Source organism: Chitinophaga sp. (assembly GCF_035538455.1).
Classification (GTDB): domain Bacteria; phylum Bacteroidota; class Bacteroidia; order Chitinophagales; family Chitinophagaceae; genus Chitinophaga.
The window spans coordinates 1-21413 of sequence record NZ_DATLKJ010000097.1 but is presented as its reverse complement, the minus strand read 5'-3'; the positions used below and the strand labels follow the sequence as shown (position 1 = coordinate 21413).

The following is a 21413-nucleotide window of genomic DNA, read 5'->3' as shown; positions in this document are numbered from 1 at the left end:
TTTTGATATTTAGTTATTTAAAATGCAGCGGAGATCGGAGTTTGGTGTCTATACCATACAATTCCGGTCTCCGCTGCATTTTAAATAACTAAATAAAAAAATATCCCAATAAAGAAATGAAAAGAGTGGATTATCTGATTGTAGGACAAGGTATCGCCGGTACTATGCTGAGCTGGTTTCTGCTGCGTGCGGGCAAGCGTGTGATAATGATGGACGATGGAAAAGCGAACAGTGCATCACGGGTGGCAGCAGGGATTATTAATCCTGTGTCTGGCCGCCGCTTTGAGCCGGCCTGGATGTATGATACTATTTATCCGTTTGCCAGGGCGACCTATGAGGAGATGGGAAAGCTGCTGCAGGTGGATGTTTTCAGGGAAAGGGAGTTGTGGTCTGTTTTTCCGACGCAGCAGATGCGGGATGCGTTTATCAGTAAAACAAATGGTAACGCCTATACGGAAATGCCGGCACAGCTGAGATATGAGGGGCTGCTGGACCAGCCTTTTGGGGCTGCTATTGTAAGAGGGGCTACGGTTAACCTGCGGGCTTTGCTGCCGGCTTGGCGGAGTTACCTGGAGGCGCGTGAAGCGCTCGTTAGCAGTCATTTTCAACAAGACCGGCTGGAAGTAAAAGGTACGGGTGTTGTTTATGAAGATATACAGGCAGATAAAATTATTTTTTGTGACGGGATGGCCACGGCTGCCAGTCCTTTTTTCAAAGAGGTAAAGTTTCTGCCTAATAAAGGAGAAGTTTTGCTGGTGCGTATTCCTGGCCTGGATACGGCCGATATTATTAAGAAAGGTATTACGCTGGTACCGCAGGAAGATGGTCTTTTCTGGGCGGGTTCTTCATTTGTATGGGATTATGAGAACGAAGCCCCAACGTTGCAACAGCGGGAAATACTGGAAAGAAACCTGGGGCAGCTGTTGAAGGCGCCATATGAAATACAGGGGCAGCTGGCTTCTGTACGTCCTTCCGGTAATGATCGCAGGCCCATAGTGGGGTTACATCCACAGTACCCTGCCATCGGCTTGTTTAATGGGTTAGGTACTAAAGGGTGTTCGCTGGCGCCCTTTATGGCAGCGCATTTCGCGGAGGTGCTCTCTGGTAATGCCCTGCTGATGCGGGAAATCAGTCTTGAACGATATTTTAACATCTCCCGGGGCTGAAATGCCCGCAGCAAACCGTATCTTTGCCCCCCTTACAGGTATGGCTGAATAACTGGGAAGTGGTCACAGCAGTTGGCAGCCTATCCCCAATTTCAACCATAAAACTTTTAAAATCAACTTTTTACGCATGTATAGGACGCACACTTGCGGGGAATTAAGGATAGAACAGGTGGGGCAGGAAGTAACACTGGCCGGATGGGTACAGACCATCAGGAAATTCGGAAGCATCACTTTCATTGACCTTCGCGATCGTTATGGCATTACACAGCTGCTGTTTGGAGAAAATCTGAATGTTAAGCTGGATGCTCAACCTCTGGGCCGCGAATTTGTTATACAAGTAACCGGTAAAGTGACTGAGCGTTCCAGTAAGAATAAAAATATCCCGACCGGCGATGTAGAAATCACTATTGATGATTTTACCATTCTGAACGGAGCTAAAACTCCGCCTTTTACTATTCAGGATGATACGGACGGCGGTGATGAGCTGCGCATGAAATACCGTTTCCTGGATCTGCGCCGCAATGTGGTAAAACAAAACCTGGAGCTGCGTTATAATGTAGGCCGCGTTGCCCGCAATTATCTGCACGCCAGGGGTTTTATGGATATAGAGACGCCTTTCCTGATCAGTTCTACTCCGGAAGGCGCCCGTGACTTTGTGGTACCCAGCCGCATGAACCCTAACCAGTTCTATGGCCTGCCACAGTCGCCCCAGACATTCAAGCAGTTGCTGATGGTAAGCGGTTACGACCGTTACTACCAGATTGTGAAATGTTTCCGAGATGAGGATCTGCGTGCAGACCGTCAGCCGGAGTTTACACAGATTGACTGTGAGATGAGCTTTGTGGAGCAGGAGGACATTTTGACCACATTTGAAGATATGGTGAAGCATATCTTTCAAGAGATAAAGGGTATTGAGTTTGAAGGTGCGTTTCCACGTATGACATGGGATGATGCCATGGAGTATTATGGTAACGACAAGCCGGATATCCGCTTTGAGATGAAGCTGGTGAACCTGAACGATACGGCGAAGAATAAAGGCTTTAAAGTGTTTGATGAAGCTGAGCTGGTGGTGGCCATTGCTGCGGAAGGTTGTGCGGAGTACACCCGTAAGCAGCTGGATGATCTGACTGAGTGGGTAAAACGTCCGCAGATTGGTATGAGCGGCCTCATCTATGTAAGGTATAATGCTGACGGCACCCTGAAAAGCTCTGTGGATAAGTTCTTTGATGAGGAGCAGCTGAAGCTGTGGGCGCAAAAATGTCAGGCGAAGCCTGGGGATCTGATCCTGGTGCTTGCTGGCAGAGAAGAGCGTACCCGTAAGGCGATGAGCGAGCTTCGTCTTGAGATGGGTGAACGCCTGGGATACCGCAATAAAAATGTGTTTAAGCCGTTGTGGGTTATAGATTTTCCACTGTTTGAGTATGCAGAGGAAGAAAACCGCTGGGTGGCCCGTCACCATCCGTTCACATCCCCTAAGCCGGAGCATATTGCTTTGATGGACGATCAGTCCCAGTATGCTGGTATTAAGGCCAATGCCTATGATATTGTATTAAATGGTACAGAGATAGGAGGAGGTTCCATCCGCATTTTCCAGCGTGATTTACAACAGAAGATGTTTGCAGCGCTGGGTATGTCTAAAGAAGAAGCAGAACACAAATTTGGCTTCCTGCTGGGAGCCTTTGAATATGGTGCGCCGCCGCATGGTGGTATTGCCTTAGGATTTGATCGTTTATGCTCTCTGTTAGGTGGTAGTGAAAGCATCCGTGATTTTATCGCCTTCCCTAAAAACAACTCGGGACGCGATGTAATGCTGGATGCACCGGCTGAGATAGATCAGAAACAGCTTGATGAATTACGGATTAGTCTGGTAAGATAATAGCCCGGCATAGTATTTGCCTATAGCGGAGGTTTATGCGAAAAGTCCCCTTTGGTGTGTGAAAAAGACGCATCAAAGGGGATTGGTGCAAATATGAGGGACAATTTTTTTTAACAATAAATTAACGGGTAGGGAAGAAATTAAGAGAGAGAAGACGTATTATTTAATTTTTTAAAGTAATATTGCGGTGTGACTTTTAGGATCATCGTTGATATGTGAGGTAAGAAAATGATGCTGAAAACAAACAACAATCTATCACCTGATACAAAAAATACTCCCATGAGAACAACAAAATTCCTCAGGCGGAAAGTATGGTTATGTGCGGTGTTTTTATTGCTGATGCTCAGCAATGTTGGGTATGCTCAACAGTCCACGAACAATTATCTGAAAAAGTACAAACCGATTTCCGTACAATTGATGCAGGAAACAGGTGTGCCGGCCAGTGTGATACTGGGTGTGGCCATGCTGGAATCTGGTACAGGTACAAGTAAGAATGCTAAAGTCCTGCATAACCATTTTGGTATTGTAGGTAAGAATGATCTGGCAAAGACAAAAACGGGTCATCGTTCCAGGTATAAACAATATCTGAGTGACCTGGCATCCTACGAACATTTTGTAGCTTTGTTGGCGAAGAAGAAATGGTTCAGCCGTGTAAAGGGTAACCCCGATCATAAGGTCTGGCTGACTAATATGAACCATAGTGGTTATTCTTCTGCTGGAAATGAATGGATCAGGCGAGTAACTGCTATTATTAACCGTTATAAATTGTATAAGCTGGACGCAGGAATGGACAGCGTAGCCCGGGGAGCATCGTGGTTAACCGTAGGCATGCCGCCAGCTACTGCAGAACGCTGAGCGCAAAAGATTCATTAGAAGATTATGTCTGGCGAAAATAAGTCTGCCTACCCGTTTTTCATTATCGTAGGATCACTTGTGTGTCTGTTGGCACTGTCACAGCTCAACTACACTTTTTCATACAAAGACTTTCAATTCAGGAAACTGGATATGTTGTCGGAATTGAGAACGGCAAATCCGGGTACTGATCATAAAGGGCTTACCACTGATAAAACCGGTGGTAAGCCTTCTCATTTGGATTCGGCTACAGCAACTAATCAAGCTGGTGCTCCGAATCCGGATGCTGTTCACGATTTCATGTCGTACGGTGGAATACTTAATTATGCTTCTCCGCAGACAGGTGATAATACTGCTGGTATCCAGCGTTTCCTGACCGCGTTGCGGGAGCTGAAGGAGGGAAAGCGTAAGAAAGTGCGCATTGCTTATTTTGGGGACTCCATGATTGAAGGGGATCTGATCACCTCTGATCTGCGTGACAGCCTGCAGACCTATTTTGGCGGTGCGGGTGTTGGCTTTGTGCCGGTAACCTCTGTGGTGGCTTCTTTCAGAACGACTATCAATCATACTTTTTCCGGCAACTGGAAAGATTATCACTACAAGAATTCGCCTCCATCTGATATTACCCTTGGCTTTTCTGGTCATACTTTTTATCCTGGCTCTGATAGCTGGGTGAAGTATTCACCGGTGCGTAAGCCTCACCTGGATAAATTTGATGAGGTTTCTTTGCTGTATGGTCCTGCTGAAGCAACCACTGTAAGTATTAACGATAAAGCATATACGCTTTCTGGCGGTGCGCCTGTGAACAAGCTGGATCTCCGCCAGGATACCGGGTTCCCGTCTATCGTATTGAAATATGCTGGTGGCCCTGCTGCGCCTCTTTTTGGTGTTTGCTTTGAAGAGGAGCAGGGTATTTATGTGGATAACTATTCTTTCAGGGGTATCAGCGGAGTGGAATTGGGGCATCTTTCTGCGGACATGGTTCGCCGCATGCAGCAGGAACGCCCGTATGATCTGGTGGTGCTGCATTACGGCGCCAATGTGCTGTTTCGTCCGGAGCTGACAGACTATAGCTGGTATGAGCGTCCAATGAGAAAAGTGGTAGACTCCTTGCGCAATGATCTTCCCGGTACTTCTTTCCTGATTGTGGGTACTGCTGATAAATCTTACAAAAAAAGTGATCGTTATATAACAGCGCCAGGTGTGGGAGCGTTACTGAAAGTGCAACATGACCTGGCGGCTGAAAATGGTACGGCTTACTGGAACCTGTTTGCCGCCATGGGTGGGGAAGGTTCTATGACTCATTGGGTTGAAGGGGATACCGTACTGGCCAACAAGGACTATACACACTTTAACAGACAGGGAGCGGCCAGGGTGGGAGCGCTGCTGTATAAAGCTATTATGAATGATTACAGGGCTTTACAACCTTAGGAGGAGATTGGTAGCAGGGCTTTTACTGTTACTCACCACCATTGCAACTTATGCCCAACAGAACGCGGTTAACACTATACAGCAGGATACCGCTTTATATCGTGTTTTTAATCGTTTATCGGAGGCTGACAGTAATGTAGTGTCTATTCTTCACCTGGGAGATTCACATGTACAGGCAGGATACTTTCCGTTTGCTACCGGCGCGCTGCTGCAACAGCGGTTTGGCAGTGCCGGAAGAGGGTTTGTATTTCCCTATAATGTAGCAGGCACTAACGGACCGGAAGATTATCGCTGGAGCAGTACTGTTCCCTGGCGTTCTGAAAGGCTGGTAGACCGCTACAAACCGCCTGTACTGGGGCCCGGCGCGATCGCCATCAATACTATGGCCAGTGCACCTACGCTTGCTTTCAACGGTAAAGATGGTACTGAGATGGATAACAATTTCCGTAAAGTACAGCTCTTCTATGACGCCGGTATTGAAAATAGTTCTGTTATATGTAGCGATGCTGCTATAACGGTGACGCCTACACCGTTTTCCGGTTCACCCACGCTGAGCATGGCTACACTGGATTTCCAGCAAACCAATCAATCCTTCCAGGTTCGCTGGGAAGGTAAAGGTTCCGGTCCTTTCCGGTTCTATGGGGCCATCATGAGAAACGGCCGTAATGGAGTGCTGTATCATAGCGTGGGCATCAACGGCGCGATGTATCAACATTACAATGACCTGAGTAATATACTGCTGGCGCAGATGACAGTGCTGCAGCCGCAACTGGTTATCATTTCGCTGGGAACCAATGAGGCATACAGCCGTTTTGATCCTTTGCAGTTCCGTGATGAGATTGATAAAATGGTGGAGCTGATCCGCCGTCAACAGCCGGGGGCCAGCATTCTGCTTACCACGCCACCGGATTGTATGAGAGCAGTGCGTCATGCGACCAGGAAGAAGATTGGCAAGAGGAAGTATAAAACTATTTACACAACCGCATATTATCCTAATCCATACATCGCTATGGTTACGCAGCAGATTATGGGATATGCAAGACAGCATGGTATTGCCTGCTGGAATTTCAATGCAGTCAACAAGGCAGAGAGTGGCAGATTTGCAGGAGGATGGGCCGGAGATCATATTCATTTCAGTACAAGAGGCTACCAGTTGCAGGGACAACTCTTATATGAAGCATTACAACAATCCTATACTAAGTATTTACAGGAAATAAAGAAAAATCCAGTAACCTCCGATGATCAACGTTAATAAGCTGTTATCAGAACTTTTGTATGATCCGAAAGATCCTGTGCTATTTAACAGCGCCTTCTTTTTTTATTTCTTCGCGTTATTCCTGATGTGCTACCTTGCGGTGAGCCGCAGCAAGCAGGGACGCGTATGGGTATACACCATCTTTTCTCTTTATTTCTTCTATAAAGCGTGCGGCTTCTATGTGGGGCTGGTGATACTTTCCGCCATAGTGGACTTTAACCTGTCCAGGTGGATTTACAACACGGAGAACGTAGTGAAGAAGAGATCATTACTGATATTGAGTATCGTGCTCAATATCGGGTTGCTGTTTTACTTCAAGTATACCGACTTCTTCATTGGTATTATCAACGATGTTACAGCTGGTCATATAACTCCTTTGCATCTGCTGCTGCCGATAGGGATCTCATTCTATACTTTTGAAAACCTCAGTTACACTATTGATGTATATCGTGGAGAGATTAAGCCGGTACAGCATTTCATGGATTATCTCTTTTTCCTGTCCTTCTTCCCGAAACTAATGATGGGGCCTATTGTGCGTGCGGCCGACTTTATTCCGCAGATCTCGATGCCCTATCGTCTCAATTCGGAAGATATGGGGAAGGGGATGTACCTGATTATGGGAGGGTTGTTTAAGAAGATCGTTATCTCTGATTTTATCTACCAGAACTTTGTACAATACATTTTTGATGATCCCAGCAAACACACCGGTCTGGAGTGCCTGTTGGGCGTATATGGTTACGCGTTAGTGATCTACTGTGATTTCTCCGGTTATTCGGATATGGCGCTGGGGATTGCCCGGTGGACCGGCTTCAAGATTCCGCCTAACTTTGATTCGCCTTACCAGAGTTCTTCTATCACTGAGTTCTGGCGCCGCTGGCATATTTCATTGTCGAGCTGGTTGCGTGATTATCTTTATATTCCACTTGGAGGTAACCGCAAGGGCAGGGTGCGTCAGTACGTTAACCTGGCGCTTACTATGCTGATTGGTGGCTTTTGGCATGGCGCCAGCTGGAACTTTATCTTCTGGGGTGGTATGCATGGTGTTGCTCTTGGTGTTGATAAAGTGCGCATCGATTGGCTGAAGCGTACCAAGAAAACATTCACCGGCTGGAAAGCGGGCGTGTTGAAGGTGTTGGGAGTACTGCTTACATTCCACTTTGTATGTTTCTGCTGGGTTTTCTTCAAGGCGGCCACCTTCCACGACGCCTGGTCTTTGATTCACCAGGTAGTATACGATTTCCAGCCAGAGATCTTAGCAGAGCTGTATAAAGGTTACACAGCAGTGTTCTGGGTGATGGCGCTGGGATTTGTGCTGCACTTTATGCCTTCGAAAGCAGAATTTTCATTGGAGAGGTTCCTTGGCCGTGTACCGGTTGTGGGTAGTATTGCCCTCATGGTTGTATTTATATGGTTACTGGTACAGGTGAAAAGCACGCAGCCAATGATTCCTATTTATTTCCAATTCTAACTGGGATTTTTTTGATTGGTATGATTCGGGTGATGAGCGAAGATTGTAGAGAATTATAATAGAAAGATAAAACGAGAAGCCCCTTCCTGCTGAAACCGTTACAGGAAGGGGCTTCTCGTTTTATCTTTCTATATCAGCATCATCACAGTGTTCGCTTCATCCAGGGGATATAGATTTCGCAGTCGTTCATACCTGTGAGGGAGATGAAGAAGTGGTTGCTGCTCATTTTGAAATGGCCAGCCCGGCAGTTGTTATTAATGAACTGGTACATGGGGAGGCCTGCGGCGGCGAAGCTCATGGGTACCGGTAATTTCTTATAGTCGCCTCCGGGGATCCTGCGGGTCAGTAACCCGAAGGGTTCCTGGAAGGCCAGTTTTATATGGAGGTGGGCGATATCATTATCAGTAGTATTGGGTAATAGCAGACCTACATACATCATCATGCGGCTATAGTTGGTAACGGGTACCACGTCGAGCGTGCCGGTGATGATCATGGCTCCGCTCATGGGGACAGAAGCTTTGATGGCTTGTAGTTGGTATGTGTAGGTGGTCATGTAGGCCACCAGGCTATGTACCGGATCATTGCTGCTGGGAAGGATATTGTAATACAGTGCGTAATTGGGGAGTCTTACATTTTCTGTTCTGTCGACCGTGAAAATGTTCTCCATATTTTTCTGGTGGGCGGCAGTGATGATGTTTGTTCTTTCAAGCGTATGTACTTCGTTGTGGAGAATGGGAATATCGCGGAACGCCACGGGGCTGTTATGAAACATGGCCCTGAAAGCCTTACTGAAACTGGAATTGGTGTATCCGCAAAGTTCGCTGATCTGGCTGATGCTGTAATCGCTGTGACGGAGATAGCCGGCGCCAGCTTCAAGCCTGCTGCGTTTTACAAACTGTTTATATGATTCGCCATGTAGTTCTGTGAACTTATGGGAGAAGATATCTACGGAAACACATAATTGGTCTGCTACCTTTTTCAGGTCTATATCATTGAAGGGGGCATCATGGGCGATGGCGACGGCTTCTTGTATTTTGCGGTTCCAGAGCTGAATAGTGGTTGACTTCATATGAAGGAAAATGCCTATTAATTTACCGAAATGATAAGTAGCAAATCATATTGTATCCAGGGATTAACAGTGGATTAACAAGCGGGTAACGAAAAAAACAGGAGTGTGCTAACCCCTAAAAACATACTTTTGCGCAAAAATTTCCCGGCTTAATGCGGACGGCAAAAAGAATCCTGATTGTTATCGTATTGATTTTTACTTCTGTGGCAGCACGCGCGCAGTTCCTGATGGATATGATTGATACCACTACGGAGCTGGGGAAGGGCATGGTAGCTATGTATCACAAGTATGATGCCCTGCGGTTCAGCGGCTATATACAGCCGCAGTTCCAGATGATTCAGAAGAAGGGGGCTGCCAGTTTTGCCGGCGGTGATTTCTCCAAGGAGGTGGACAACAGGTTTACACTGCGCCGGGGACGTTTGCGGCTGGATTATGAGCGGTATAACAAGCATGACATGCCTGTTGTGCAGTTTGCCTTCCAGTTTGACGGGACGGAGAGGGGCGTGTTTATCCGCGATTTTTACGGACGTTTTTTTGAGCCGAAGTTTAATATGTTTTCCCTGGCGATGGGGATGTTTGCGCGCCCGTTTGGCTATGAGGTGAATCTGTCTTCGGCAGACCGTGAGACACCGGAGCGCGGGCGTATGTCGCAGTTGCTGATGAAGACGGAGCGTGACCTTGGCGCGATGATTTCTTTTGAGCCAAGGGACAAGAAGAACCGGTTGCGTTTCCTGAAGATTGACGCGGGGCTTTTCAACGGGCAAGGGCTTTCGGCTTCCGGCGCCGGTGATTTTGACAGCCATAAGGATTTTATTGGCCGCATTGGTATCAAGCCGGTGAAGCTCAATGCTGATAAATGGATGATCTCGGGTGGCGTGTCTGTTCTTTATGGCGGTATGGCGCAGTTTACACCGGCTATATACACCATGGGGACTACAGGAGGGCGTCAGGGCTTTGTGGTGGATTCGTCTGCCGACAACCTGGGGAAAATAGCGCCGCGCCACTATTATGGGGGAGATATTCAGCTGAAGATACCGAATGGCTCCGGCAAAGGATATACGCAATTCAGGGCGGAATATATCAGGGGGACACAAACGGCTACTGCTGCGACCACAGAAACACCGGGTATCATACCGGTAGATGCAACAGGGAAACCACTCCCGTTGTATATCAGGAGTTTTGACGGCGCCTACCTGTATTTTATACAGGATCTTGGCAATCCGCATCACCAGGTTGTTGTGAAGTACGACTGGTATGACCCCAACAGGCAAGTGAAGGGTAAAGATATTGCGCCTGGAACGGGGTTAACTCCGGCGGATATACGCTACAATACACTGGGCTTTGGCTATCTGTATTACGCCAATGAACACCTCAAGTTTATGTTCTATTACGACTGGGTGCAGAATGAAAGCACGGCGTTGCCGGGCTATGAAGATGATCTGAAGGATAATGTGCTGACTTGCAGGGTGCAGTACCGATTTTAACTATTCCCTGCCTGATTCCAGTGTGAAGCCGAAGGTGCTGCCTATTTCCGGTTTACTACGCACGGTGATGGACTGATCGTGCGCTTCCACAATATGTTTTACGATGGCAAGACCCAGACCTGTGCCTCCGATATCGCGGCTGCGGGCCCTGTCTGTACGATAGAAGCGTTCAAAGACGCGCGGCAGGTGGTCTTCGGACATACCGATACCGTCATCGGAAATTTCTACCAGTACTCTTTTTCCATCCATATTATAGAAGCTGGCAATGGTGTGGCCATCAGGCTTGCCGTATTTGATGGAGTTATCTACCAGGTTGATAAGCACCTGGCGGATCTTTTCTTTATCTGCGAGTACCGGGATGGGCGCTTCGCAACCTTTTTTGATATTGAATTTAATGCCTTTGGTGTTTGCTTTGAGTGAGAGGGTGTCGAATACGTCTTTCACGAGGTCCTGGATGACGAATATTTCCTTATTGATGGTCATTTCGCCACTTTCCAGTTTGGAGATCTCATCGAGGTCGTCTATCAGGCGGCAAAGACGGTCAATGTTCTTGGTGGCGTTTTTCAGGAACATTTTATTTACAGTGGGATCTTCCAGGGCGCCATCGAGCAGCGTGTGGATATAACCCTGTACTGCGAAGATGGGTGTTTTCAGTTCGTGCGACAGGTTCAGGAGGAATTCTTTCCTGAATTCTTCGTTGCGGCGGAGGTTTTCCAGTTCTTCTCTTTTCTGGCTTGCCCATTTCTCCACATCTTCACTTACTTCTTCGATCGTTTTCAGCGGAAGGATGTTTTTTTGGAAAAATTCTTCTCTTTTGGACGCTTTTGTCTGGTAGATGAATTTGTAGATGAGCTTTATTTTCCTGTAAATAAAATTCTGAAGGGTATACAGATACAGGTAGTAGGAAACGAGGAAGGTGAGTAAAAAGGCCCCGGTGACCACTTTCCAGTTACCATCCACTAACAGGCTGCCCAACGCTATGATGGCCGATAATATAAGGGCAGTGAACCCCGCGAGTTTCTGCGGGGAGAGATTTTTAGCTTTAAACATACTCCAAAGTGAGTAATTAGTGTAATAATGGGAAATTACTTTAAATTTCTTTCTGGCCATAAAAAAAGTTGTTGACTACTAGCATAAGCTATCAGCCAACAGGTTTGGGTGGAATAAACTGGAACGGGTAAACGAAATATTACATTTCGAACTTGTAGCCCACGCCTTTCACGGTTGTGATGAGGTCGATACCAATTTTCTGGCGGATTTTCCGGATGTGTACATCAATGGTACGGTCGCCTACTATTACTTCGGTGCCCCATACCTGGTTAAGGATTTCATTGCGCAGGAACACACGGCCGGGTTTGGATGCCAGCAATTGCAGCAATTCGAACTCTTTCTTCGCAAGGATGATTTCCTGGCCTTTATAAGTAACGGTGAATTTCTCTCTGTCGATGATGAGATCGCCAAGGTGTACCTGCATTTCCTCTGGCTTGTGCAGGCGGCGGAACAGTGCATTGATACGGCTTACCAGTAATTTGGGTTTGATAGGTTTGGCTATGTAATCGTCTGCACCCATATTCAGCCCGTCTATTTCTGATTTCTCGTCGTTCAGTGCAGTTAAGAACAGTACCATTGTGTCTTTGAATTCGGGTAGTTTCCTGAGTTCGCGACAAGTATCAATGCCGTTTTTATTAGGCATCATAATATCCAGCATGATCAGATCCGGTCTGAAAATCTTAGCTTTCTGGATAGCCTCGCTGCCGTCTTTCGCTGTTACCGTGTCATAACCTGCTGTTTTCAGATTATAGCTGATAATTTCCAGAATATCCAACTCATCATCTACAACCAGTATTTTTCCTACAACCGCTTGGTCTATCATGATTATTTGCTTTTTAAAGACGGCACAAAATTATGACCCTGTGTCGGTGATTAATGGAAAATTAACATTATGAAATTGTTAATTCACTACCCCTCTTTTTCTCTTTGATATGCAGTAAGTTACATCAAAAATGCTTCAGTCTGACATGTGTATTATTTCCCATCTGTATTCTTGTGATTATGATTACCGGCTTTGATGGTGTTGATCAGCTGGTTGAGCATCTCCAGCTGTGTTTGCTGTAATTCCAGTACATCCTGTTGTTGCCGGATCAGCAGGTGGTCGATTTTTTCGTGCAGGATACGCACTTCCAACTCGGCCTTGAGATTGATCATGTAATCCTTTTTGGCGCGTTGCCTGTCTTTCGCTTCCTGCCTGTTCTGGCTCATCATGATCACAGGCGCCTGCAAAGCAGCCAGGCAGGATAGTATCAGGTTCAGTAATATGAACGGATATGGATCAAAGGGTTTATTAAAGAGCCAGAGTACATTTATCGCCATCCAAATGGTGATAAAGAGAAAGAAAATGAAGATAAAGGTCCAGCTGCCTCCAAAGGAAGCGATCCGGTCGGCCATTTCTTCTCCATAAGTAAGTTTCTGATGGGGGCTTTCTTCTTCCAGTTTATTGGTAAGTGTTTCATCATTTTTCAGTTGCTTCAGTACAACTTTTTCCATCTCCGTCAGTTCGCTCAGTTCTTTCGAAAACAAGGTGTTGTAATAGTTGTGGCGGTACTGGTCCATTTCGGAGATGGCGATGTTGCATTTGTTGGTAAAATGAGGGTGTTCGTTCCGGATCATAGCCAGTATGGAGGGCCGGATCATTTTGGCATTTACTTTCTCTGATTCCGGGAATGATTTGCCTGAAATATCGCTGATGAAGGTTTGCATAAACTAAGGGTTTGTTTTTCTGTTTTAATTATACTTCATTTTTTGTGCTAGTGATATAATATGTAATATTGTAATTTGTTTTATGTTGATAAATAGCATGAAAGGTAGAAGGGGTTTTACCTAAGATAAATTGGTTGTAAATTTGCTATCTCGACCATGTGAAAAAGAACATCTACATGAGAAAATTTCTAATCATTTTGTTACTTGCCGCCTTTCAAGGTAACTGGACACACGCACAAGGTAATCATATTCAGATCCCCATTTCCCGTCAGGGATTTCATGACAACATCGACAAAGAGCAGGCTGCTGCAGCAAAGTTTGACGGCAAGGCTGATGATTTTGTAAAGGTATCAGATGACCAGACTATCAATCTGCAGGTAACAAATGCACTTCTGAAAGATGTAGATAACATGCAGCTGGAAATAGAGCGTGATTCGGCGTTGGATCACCGGTTGAAGGTGAAATATCTTTCGGGGCTGTATGTAACGCTTAAGGATTATAATCAGAAACGTGCTCACCGCAAGATAGAACCTGAGGAAGCTCCGGCCATCATACAGGCTTACCGCAATATGATGCATGCCGATATAAAAGGAAAGAGTATTGCTCCTTACGTTAAAAGCCTGTCCTTTGACGCTTCAGAAAGGATTATAGAAATATTCCACGATAACCCCGGCTATAAGGATGCGAGGGGGGAGGTATTTGGTAAATATGCCTTCAATAACCTGGAAAACATTATGCCTAAACTGGCGGGTTACCTGGATTATTCCGGTACAGACTCTATTGTTGCGGCAGTGGCGCGCAAGTATCCCAACCAGATACTCACTTATGCTACGTCCTACACAGCGATGGCGAATGTGATCAAAAGAAACCAGGATCCCATTGTACAACAGATTGTGAGGATAGGACAATCAACTGAGAGTACGAGGATACTGCCGTTCATTGATGAACTGCTGGCTGGAACTACTACGATTGATAAACTGGAGAAAATTGTAGATAACGACTACCAATACTATAAGCAGATGGTGAAATCCACCATCGCATTGCAGAAGCTGAAGAACGAGGGCCAGAATCCATTCGGTTTGAAAGCCATGAATGAAAATATGCAGGCCAAATCGCTGCTATATATCCGCAACGTGAATGACCTGCATGAAGAAGGCGCTGCAGTGCGCTTCCGTATTGTAAAAGATTTCACACCGGAAGAGCTTTATTACCTGATTATCAACGGTCAGGAAGAGTTGTATACATCCAGCTATACGAACCATAACAACGCTGGTTTATATGATCAGATGATGCTGCGTATGAAGCCTCCGCGTGGTGACAGTCTTTTGCTGAAGGTGAACTTTGACCGCTTCAGGAAGTTTATTGCGATGGCAGCCGGCTTCAATACGCTGGACAACTTCCTGAAATCCATGGCGCCGGAGAATGCCAACTACCTCATGCAGAAATACATGCAGAACCTGGAAAAGACCGAAGATCTGGAAGATGCGGTGGATGTAGCCAATTCATTTGGCAGTATCCGTGATCCCAAACTGCTGGACTTCCTGCGTGAGGAAGTGAAGAAGAACCTGTCTTATGTAAAACGTCACAGCGACCGGCGTGGAATAGTAATATATCAGTTGCTCAGCAGCCTTTTTGATACAGAGACCAACAAAGAGAACGACTCTTCCAAAGCCTCTGACATGGCTACGCAACTTCAACTGCCGCCGATCAATTATGTTTCTTTCAATACGTTACAGAGTGACAGCGGTATGGTATACCAGCAGGTGTTCTTTTATGGAGACAAGGATGGACAGGAATCTTATTCCAGCTTCATGACCAACTTCCCGTCTTCAGAATGGCGGGTCAACAAGAATAAGTACTGGACTACTATTACATCGCTGAAAGGTAAGCCGGTAACTATTTACGCCAATCTTCCGATTGATGAACCGGGAGATAAGGATGCAATACAAAGGCTTTCAGAATACCTGGACGAAAACGATATTCACCCTACAGTGTTTATACATCGTGGTCATAGTTACCATATCAATACTACGCTGGATAATCTGCAGAGTTCTGCCAAAATAGTTGTACTTGGCTCTTGCGGTGGTTATCATAACCTGGCTACTGTGCTGGAGAAATCGCCGGAAGCGCATATCATTTCATCCAAACAGGTGGGTACCCGTTTTGTAAACGAGCCTATCATCCATAGTCTGGAAGATGTAGTGAGAGCGGGTAAGAATGTTGACTGGGTGGTGATGTGGGCGCAACTTGCGAAAAAATTTGCGCCGGATGCAAGAAACCGTGAGCTGTTCAGCGATTATGTGCCTCCGCATAAAAACCTGGGCGCCATATTCATCAAGGCTTACAGGCAGATTATGAAAGACGATAAGAAGAAATAGTTTCTCGCAAAGCAGCAAAGGGAGCAAAGCAGCAAAGAATATTTTTAAGTTTGATTAAGACTGATTTCGAGTATCAGAATATAATATGATCTCAAATTTAATCTTACAAAACTTAAAAACGTTCTTTGTTGCTTTGCTCCCTTTGCTGCTTTGCGAGAAACAACGTAGGTTTGTTATATCGTTTAAACCTGGCACATTGGAAAATCTGGCGGTAAAGAAAGTATTTGATTTTAGTTTGCTTCGTCGCATCTTCACTTTTGCGGCACCATATAAAAGGGCTTTGTATCTCTCGATGGTAATGACCGTGATCTTTGCGGTAATATCTCCGTTACGGCCTTATCTAATTCAGATAACAGTTGATAAATACATCTCTAATCAGCTTATGCGGATGCTGGTTATTGTGACGGTCATACAGATCCTGTTGTTGTTGCTGGAAACGGTGGTTCGTTTCTGGTTCTCTTATCTGACTAACTGGCTGGGGCAATCAGTGATCAAAGATCTGAGGGTGACGGTATTTAAGAAGATTGTGCATCTGAACCTGGCCTTTTTTGACAAAACCCCTATTGGTACGCTGACTACCCGGAGCATCAATGATATTGAGGCTATCAATGATGTGTTTTCGGAGGGGATCATTTCCATTATTTCGGATCTGTTGATGATTATTGCCATACTGGTGGTAATGTTTATTGAAGACTGGCGGCTGACGCTGGTGAGCTTGTCGCCATTCCCGGTGCTGATTTTTGCCACGTATGTGTTTAAGGAGAGTGTGAATAAGTCTTTTTACCGGGTGCGTAATGCGGTGGCTGCGTTGAATGCCTTTGTACAGGAGCATCTGACTGGTATGGTGGTGGTGCAGGCCTTTACAGCGGAGAAACGGGAGCATGCGCGTTTTAAGCATATCAACAAGGAGCATCGCAGGGCCAATATAGATGCCATTTTCGCTTATTCTGTATTTTTTCCTGTGGTGGAAATCATCCTGGCTATATCATTGGGTTTGATGGTATGGTGGGGTTCCAATAAGGTGTTGAACTATGAGGTGACCCAGGGAGTGATGATTGCTTTTATTATGTACCTCAACATGCTGTTCAGGCCGCTGCGTATGCTGGCGGATAAGTTCAATACCCTGCAGATGGGTATGGTGGCCAGCGAGCGGGTGTTCAAGATACTGGACAACGAAGACTATATACCTGACCGGGGCACACAGCAGGCCGATAATATGAAGGGAGACATTGTGTTTGACCATGTGCATTTTGCATATATAGATGACCGTTATATACTGAAGGACATTAGCTTTCATGCTTCTCCTGGTGACACGGTGGCGATTGTGGGGCATACTGGTTCGGGTAAGACCACGATTATCAGTATTTTGAACCGCCTGTATGAGATTCAGAGGGGGCATATCCGGATTGATGGCGTTGACCTGCCGGATTATTCGCTGGAGGCGTTGCGGAGTAGGATCGGGGTGGTGTTGCAGGATGTGTTTCTGTTTTCCGGATCTATTTATGACAACATCACGCTGCATAACAGCGCCATTACGAGGCAGCAGGTGGAGGAGGCGTCGAGACTGATTGGTATTCATGACTTTATTATGCAATTGCCTGGGGGGTATGATTACCAGGTGATGGAGCGGGGGAGTACGTTGTCGCTGGGGCAGCGTCAGCTTATTTCCTTTGTGCGGGCGTTGTTGTATAATCCGGCTATCCTGGTCCTGGATGAGGCTACCTCTTCCGTGGACACGGAATCTGAGATGATGATCCAGCAGGCTATTGACAAGCTGATTGCAGACAGGACGGCGATTATTATTGCGCATCGGTTGTCTACTATCAGTAAGGCGGATAAGATTATTGTGCTGGATAAGGGGGAGATCAAGGAGATGGGAACGCATGAGGAGTTGTTGAAGCTGGAGGGGTTTTATTACAAGCTGCACAGTATGCAGTTCGGTGTGAAGAGGGCGGTTTGAGGGAGCAAGGTATAGTGAAAAAAAATATATATTGTATTAAGACAGAGCGGCTGGTTTTCAGCCGCTTTTTTTATGTAGAAAAATATCTCTTCAGCAAAACTAATATCCTGATTATCAATATAATTAGATAATACTACCCTTTTTTTTCATCGTCGCTTAATTTTTGACTTAAAATCGTTTATCTTTGCGCAAAATTTCAGAAAACGGTGATTTCTTTCAGTCAGTTCAAACATAGAATGGTAGCACTTGTGATGGTCCTTGGACTTCACAGTTTTGGTAATTTTTCTTTTGCGCAGGAAGCGCACCCGGAGCACGCTACAGAAGCTGCTGCCGGCGCGCATGAAGCACATGAAGCGGAAGCAGCCGAGCCAAAGAAATTTGATGCCAAGGAAGTTATTCTGGGCCACGTAAAAGATGCACACGACTGGCATCTTTTCAGCATTGGCGAAACTCACGTAACCATACCGCTTCCGGTTATCATATATAACCCTAACCGTGGTACTTCTGTATTTTCTTCTTCAGCATTTCATCATGGTCATGCGTCTCATGATGGTTATCGCCTGGTGAATGAGCATTATCTGCATGAAAAGGGACTGGAAGAAGCGAAATATCCTGCAGGTAAGATCATTGCGGTGGATGCCAACGACAATCCGACTGGCGAAGAGATCTATGATCTGTCGATGACCAAGAATATCACCTCTATGTTCATTGCCGCTATCCTGCTGGTAGTGTTGATGTTGAATGTGGCGAAAGCATATAAAACACGTGGTTCCAAGAAGGCGCCTAAAGGTTTCCAGAGTCTGATGGAGCCGGTGATCATCTTTATCCGCGACGAAGTGGTGAAGCCTAACATTCCTGGTAAGGCTGAAAAATATACTCCGCTGATTCTGACAATATTCTTCTTTATTCTGATCAATAACCTGTTGGGTCTGTTACCTGGTTCTGCCAACGTAACGGGTAACATTGCGGTGACTCTCGCGCTGGCGGTGGTAAGCTTTGCTGTTACTATGTTCAGCACCAACAAGCATTTCTGGGGACACATTTTCAATCCTCCGGTTCCTGGATTTGTAAAAGTGATTCTGGCTCCGGTGGAGCTGATTGGTATCATTACCAAACCGGTATCTCTCACTGTCCGTCTGTTTGCCAACATCATGGCGGGTCACATTATTATTCTCAGTATTATATCCCTGGTATTTATATTCGGTTCACTGAACAAGGTTGCCGGTTATGGATTTCTGCCGATTACGGTTGCCTTCAACATTGTAATGATGATGCTGGAGTTGCTGGTGGCATTTATCCAGGCATTCATTTTTGCCAACCTGACAGCGGTGTTTATCGGACAGGCGATGGAAGGCGGTCATGACGAAGCGCACCACTAGAAGACATTAGGTTTCAGGAGTTAGCATTTAGCATGGACTAAAAGCTAACTCCTGAAAAGCTAAAAGGGGGTTCTGATTTTAAGTTGAAATTTTTTTAATTACAAATACATATTCATTATGGCACTTTTGACTGTTTTATTGCAGGCTGCTGCTGCATCTGGTTTAGCTAAAGCTGGTGGTGCTGTTGGTGCTGGTATCGCTGCTATCGCAGCTGGTATCGGTGTAGGTAACATCGGTAAGAGCGCTCTGGAGTCTATCGCTCGTCAACCAGAAGCTGCTAACGACATCCGTGCGAACATGATCCTGGCTGCTGCGCTGGTAGAGGGTGTTGCCCTCTTCGGTGTAATCGCTGGTCTGCTGGCGGTAGTTCTGTAAGCCAAACTTTTTACTGCATCCGGCGCACAGGGCAATGGATGCAGTAAATCTTTCTATCCGGCATTTTATTATTCAGAAAAGGAGTTTTCTGAAACCGATAAATATCAACATAAAAAAATAATAAAATTCTAACTATATGGATCTGTTGCTACCAGCGTCAGGCTTGTTTTTTATCTCATTACTGATTTTCATTATTGTATTCCTTATTCTGAAGAAATTTGCCTGGAAGCCTATTCTGGCGGTATTGAAGGAGAGGGAAGGTTCCATTGCTGATTCTATTGCTTCTGCTGAAAGAGTGAAAGAAGAGATGGCGCAGATGAAAGCAGAGCATGAGCATGTACTGGCTGAGGCCAAAGCAGAAAGAAGCAAGATCCTGAAAGAGGCTAAAGACGCTAAAGATCAGATCATCAGCGAAGCTAAAGCTCAGGCTCAGGCTGAAGCGAAGAAGATCATCAGCGAAGCTTATACAGCTATTGAAAACCAGAAAATGGCAGCTTTGACTGACGTGAAAAACCAGGTGGGGACACTGGTAATTGAAGTAGCTGAGAAAGTGTTGAGAAAAGAACTGTCTGATAAAACAGCTCAGGAAAGCTACGTGAAACAACTGGCAGGAGAAATAAAACTGAATTAAGGTACTGGCGCTGTATCAGGTAGTGATGCCTGGCACTGGTGCTAAAAGATATAAACTATATGCAGAATCCCCGTTTAGCATCCCGATATGCAAAATCATTGATAGACCTGGCGAAAGAAAAAGACCAGGTTGAAGCGGTGCATAACGACATGCTGTTATTACAGCAGATCATGAAGAGTAACAAAGATGTGGTGAGTTTGCTGAGAAGCCCGATCATCAAGGCAGACAAGAAGGGAAAGATCCTGGCTGCAGTGCTGGATGGTCGTATTAGCGCAGCCACTATGGCATTCATCAATCTGCTGGTAAATAAAGGACGTGAAAGCTTTCTGCCTGAAATAGCTGTTGATTTTTCACGCCAGTATAACATTTTGAACAACATTGCTCTGGTGAAGATCACTACTGCGGTAGAACTGGATCCTGCCACCCTGGATGTTATCAAGCAGAAGGTGGCTTCTGAGATGCCGCAGCAGGTTAAGCTGGAAACAGCTGTAAATGCAGATCTGATCGGTGGTTTCCTGCTGGAGGCTAATGACCGTTTGTTTGATGCGTCAGTGCTGCGTGATCTGAAAGATATCAAACAGCAGTTTACAAAGAATATTTACGTATCTAACATACGTTAATTATACAGCAGCCGCTGCGTACACGCAAAGCTGTTGTCGTTATACTAAATTTATCTAACGACTTTTTTTAAAATCATAATTATGGTTGATATTAAACCTGATGAAATTTCGGCGATATTACGCCAGCAGTTAAGCAACTTCAATGCTTCTGCCGATCTCGAAGAGGTGGGCACAGTATTGTCGGTGGGTGATGGTATCGCCCGCATTTACGGTTTGGGCAATGTGCGTTACGGTGAACTGGTTGAATTCAGCAATGGAACCAAGGCTATTGCATTGAACCTGGAGGAAGATAACGTGGGTGTGGTATTGATGGGTGAATCAGCAGGCATTAAAGAAGGCGATAAAGTTCGCCGTACCAATAAGATCGCTTCTATTAACGTAGGTGAAGGTCTGGTAGGGCGTGTAATTAATACCCTGGGCGAGCCTATCGACGGTAAAGGCCCTATCACTGGCGAACTGTATGAAATGCCGCTGGAGCGTAAAGCGCCGGGTGTATTGTTCCGTGAGCCGGTAAAAGAACCGCTGCAGACAGGTGTGAAAGCGATTGACGCGATGATTCCTATCGGCCGTGGTCAGCGTGAGCTGGTGATTGGTGACCGTCAGACTGGTAAAACTGCCATCTGTATTGACACTATCATCAACCAGAAAGAATTCTTTGACGCAGGTAAGCATGTGTATTGCATATATGTAGCTGTAGGTCAGAAAGCGTCTA

General features: G+C 45.8%; 17 protein-coding genes and 1 pseudogene. 14 read left to right on the top strand and 4 right to left on the bottom strand.

Features of this window, described 5'->3' with window-relative positions:
* Window positions 1-116 precede the first annotated feature (116 nt).
* The 6 genes from VM802_RS11530 to VM802_RS11505 all read left to right on the top strand — a co-directional run bounded on the left by VM802_RS11530 (window position 117) and on the right by VM802_RS11505 (window position 8048).
* Entirely contained in the window at window positions 117-1166 is a 1050-nt protein-coding gene (locus VM802_RS11530) for an NAD(P)/FAD-dependent oxidoreductase (protein ID WP_325530509.1), read from the top strand.
* Window positions 1167-1293: 127 nt separating this feature from the next.
* A complete protein-coding gene (gene aspS, locus VM802_RS11525; RefSeq protein ID WP_325530507.1) occupies window positions 1294-3042 on the top strand; it encodes an aspartate--tRNA ligase in 1749 nt (582 codons plus the stop codon).
* A 279-nt stretch (window positions 3043-3321) separates the two neighbouring features.
* Window positions 3322-3897, top strand: coding sequence for a glucosaminidase domain-containing protein (locus tag VM802_RS11520; protein WP_325530505.1), 576 nt, complete (start codon window positions 3322-3324; stop codon window positions 3895-3897).
* Between the two features lie 24 nt (window positions 3898-3921).
* A complete protein-coding gene (locus tag VM802_RS11515; protein WP_325530503.1) occupies window positions 3922-5325 on the top strand; it encodes a GDSL-type esterase/lipase family protein in 1404 nt (467 codons plus the stop codon).
* Complete coding sequence (locus VM802_RS11510; RefSeq protein WP_325530501.1) at window positions 5300-6577, top strand: GDSL-type esterase/lipase family protein; 1278 nt, start codon at window positions 5300-5302, stop codon at window positions 6575-6577. Before VM802_RS11515 ends, VM802_RS11510 begins: the two co-directional genes overlap by 26 nt.
* Window positions 6564-8048, top strand: a complete 1485-nt coding sequence (locus VM802_RS11505) for an MBOAT family O-acyltransferase (RefSeq protein ID WP_325530499.1) — start codon at window positions 6564-6566, stop codon at window positions 8046-8048. Before VM802_RS11510 ends, VM802_RS11505 begins: the two co-directional genes overlap by 14 nt.
* A 142-nt stretch (window positions 8049-8190) precedes the next feature.
* On the opposite strand, the gene VM802_RS11500 is transcribed toward VM802_RS11505, so the two are convergent.
* Window positions 8191-9117: a helix-turn-helix transcriptional regulator gene (locus tag VM802_RS11500; protein WP_325530497.1), complete on the bottom strand. Its 927-nt coding sequence runs from the start codon at window positions 9115-9117 to the stop codon at window positions 8191-8193.
* Window positions 9118-9269: 152 nt separating this feature from the next.
* On the opposite strand from VM802_RS11500, the gene VM802_RS11495 reads away from it, so the two are divergent.
* The gene (locus VM802_RS11495) at window positions 9270-10601 is read left to right on the top strand and encodes a putative porin (RefSeq protein WP_325530495.1); all 1332 of its coding nucleotides are present in this window, start codon (window positions 9270-9272) and stop codon (window positions 10599-10601) included.
* Here the strand turns inward: VM802_RS11495 and VM802_RS11490 are convergent, their stop codons facing one another.
* From VM802_RS11490 to VM802_RS11480, 3 genes are all read right to left on the bottom strand, one after another.
* Window positions 10602-11651, bottom strand: coding sequence for a sensor histidine kinase (locus tag VM802_RS11490; protein ID WP_325530493.1), 1050 nt, complete (start codon window positions 11649-11651; stop codon window positions 10602-10604).
* 139 nt (window positions 11652-11790) lie between these two features.
* Window positions 11791-12474, bottom strand: coding sequence for a response regulator transcription factor (locus VM802_RS11485; RefSeq protein WP_325530491.1), 684 nt, complete (start codon window positions 12472-12474; stop codon window positions 11791-11793).
* Window positions 12475-12626: 152 nt separating this feature from the next.
* The gene (locus VM802_RS11480; RefSeq protein ID WP_325530489.1) at window positions 12627-13358 is read right to left on the bottom strand and encodes a DUF1003 domain-containing protein; all 732 of its coding nucleotides are present in this window, start codon (window positions 13356-13358) and stop codon (window positions 12627-12629) included.
* Between the two features lie 176 nt (window positions 13359-13534).
* Between VM802_RS11480 and VM802_RS11475 the strand changes: the two genes are divergently transcribed.
* The 7 genes and pseudogenes from VM802_RS11475 to VM802_RS11445 all read left to right on the top strand — a co-directional run.
* A complete protein-coding gene (locus VM802_RS11475) occupies window positions 13535-15736 on the top strand; it encodes a hypothetical protein (protein ID WP_325530487.1) in 2202 nt (733 codons plus the stop codon).
* A gap of 196 nt (window positions 15737-15932) precedes the next feature.
* Window positions 15933-17696 carry an ABC transporter ATP-binding protein gene (locus tag VM802_RS11470; RefSeq protein WP_325530485.1) on the top strand — a complete coding sequence of 588 codons (1764 nt, stop codon included), beginning with the start codon at window positions 15933-15935 and terminating at the stop codon, window positions 17694-17696.
* Window positions 17697-17932: 236 nt separating this feature from the next.
* Window positions 17933-19075 carry a F0F1 ATP synthase subunit A gene (atpB, locus tag VM802_RS11465; RefSeq protein ID WP_325530483.1) on the top strand — a complete coding sequence of 381 codons (1143 nt, stop codon included), beginning with the start codon at window positions 17933-17935 and terminating at the stop codon, window positions 19073-19075.
* Window positions 19076-19192: 117 nt separating this feature from the next.
* Window positions 19193-19450 (top strand): ATP synthase F0 subunit C, encoded by a 258-nt coding sequence (gene atpE / locus VM802_RS11460; protein WP_078670146.1) that lies wholly within the window; start codon window positions 19193-19195, stop codon window positions 19448-19450.
* A gap of 136 nt (window positions 19451-19586) precedes the next feature.
* Window positions 19587-20081 carry a F0F1 ATP synthase subunit B gene (gene atpF, locus VM802_RS11455; protein WP_325530478.1) on the top strand — a complete coding sequence of 165 codons (495 nt, stop codon included), beginning with the start codon at window positions 19587-19589 and terminating at the stop codon, window positions 20079-20081.
* Between the two features lie 59 nt (window positions 20082-20140).
* On the top strand, window positions 20141-20701 hold the full coding sequence (gene atpH / locus VM802_RS11450; protein ID WP_325530477.1) for an ATP synthase F1 subunit delta: 561 nt from the start codon (window positions 20141-20143) through the stop codon (window positions 20699-20701).
* Window positions 20702-20782: 81 nt separating this feature from the next.
* Window positions 20783-21413, top strand: a pseudogene (locus VM802_RS11445) (F0F1 ATP synthase subunit alpha); the annotation flags it as partial.

Bases quoted from the DNA above. Each gene is read 5' to 3' on its own strand.
- VM802_RS11530 (WP_325530509.1), top strand. From the start codon at position 117: ATGAAAAGAGTGGATTATCTGATTGTAGGACAAGGTATCGCCGGTACT.
- aspS (WP_325530507.1), top strand. From the start codon at position 1,294: ATGTATAGGACGCACACTTGCGGGGAATTAAGGATAGAACAGGTGGGG.
- VM802_RS11520 (WP_325530505.1), top strand. From the start codon at position 3,322: ATGAGAACAACAAAATTCCTCAGGCGGAAAGTATGGTTATGTGCGGTG.
- VM802_RS11515 (WP_325530503.1), top strand. From the start codon at position 3,922: ATGTCTGGCGAAAATAAGTCTGCCTACCCGTTTTTCATTATCGTAGGA.
- VM802_RS11510 (WP_325530501.1), top strand. From the start codon at position 5,300: ATGATTACAGGGCTTTACAACCTTAGGAGGAGATTGGTAGCAGGGCTT.
- VM802_RS11505 (WP_325530499.1), top strand. From the start codon at position 6,564: ATGATCAACGTTAATAAGCTGTTATCAGAACTTTTGTATGATCCGAAA.
- VM802_RS11500 (WP_325530497.1), bottom strand. From the start codon at position 9,117: ATGAAGTCAACCACTATTCAGCTCTGGAACCGCAAAATACAAGAAGCC.
- VM802_RS11495 (WP_325530495.1), top strand. From the start codon at position 9,270: ATGCGGACGGCAAAAAGAATCCTGATTGTTATCGTATTGATTTTTACT.
- VM802_RS11490 (WP_325530493.1), bottom strand. From the start codon at position 11,651: ATGTTTAAAGCTAAAAATCTCTCCCCGCAGAAACTCGCGGGGTTCACT.
- VM802_RS11485 (WP_325530491.1), bottom strand. From the start codon at position 12,474: ATGATAGACCAAGCGGTTGTAGGAAAAATACTGGTTGTAGATGATGAG.
- VM802_RS11480 (WP_325530489.1), bottom strand. From the start codon at position 13,358: ATGCAAACCTTCATCAGCGATATTTCAGGCAAATCATTCCCGGAATCA.
- VM802_RS11475 (WP_325530487.1), top strand. From the start codon at position 13,535: ATGAGAAAATTTCTAATCATTTTGTTACTTGCCGCCTTTCAAGGTAAC.
- atpB (WP_325530483.1), top strand. From the start codon at position 17,933: ATGGTAGCACTTGTGATGGTCCTTGGACTTCACAGTTTTGGTAATTTT.
- atpE (WP_078670146.1), top strand. From the start codon at position 19,193: ATGGCACTTTTGACTGTTTTATTGCAGGCTGCTGCTGCATCTGGTTTA.
- atpF (WP_325530478.1), top strand. From the start codon at position 19,587: ATGGATCTGTTGCTACCAGCGTCAGGCTTGTTTTTTATCTCATTACTG.
- atpH (WP_325530477.1), top strand. From the start codon at position 20,141: ATGCAGAATCCCCGTTTAGCATCCCGATATGCAAAATCATTGATAGAC.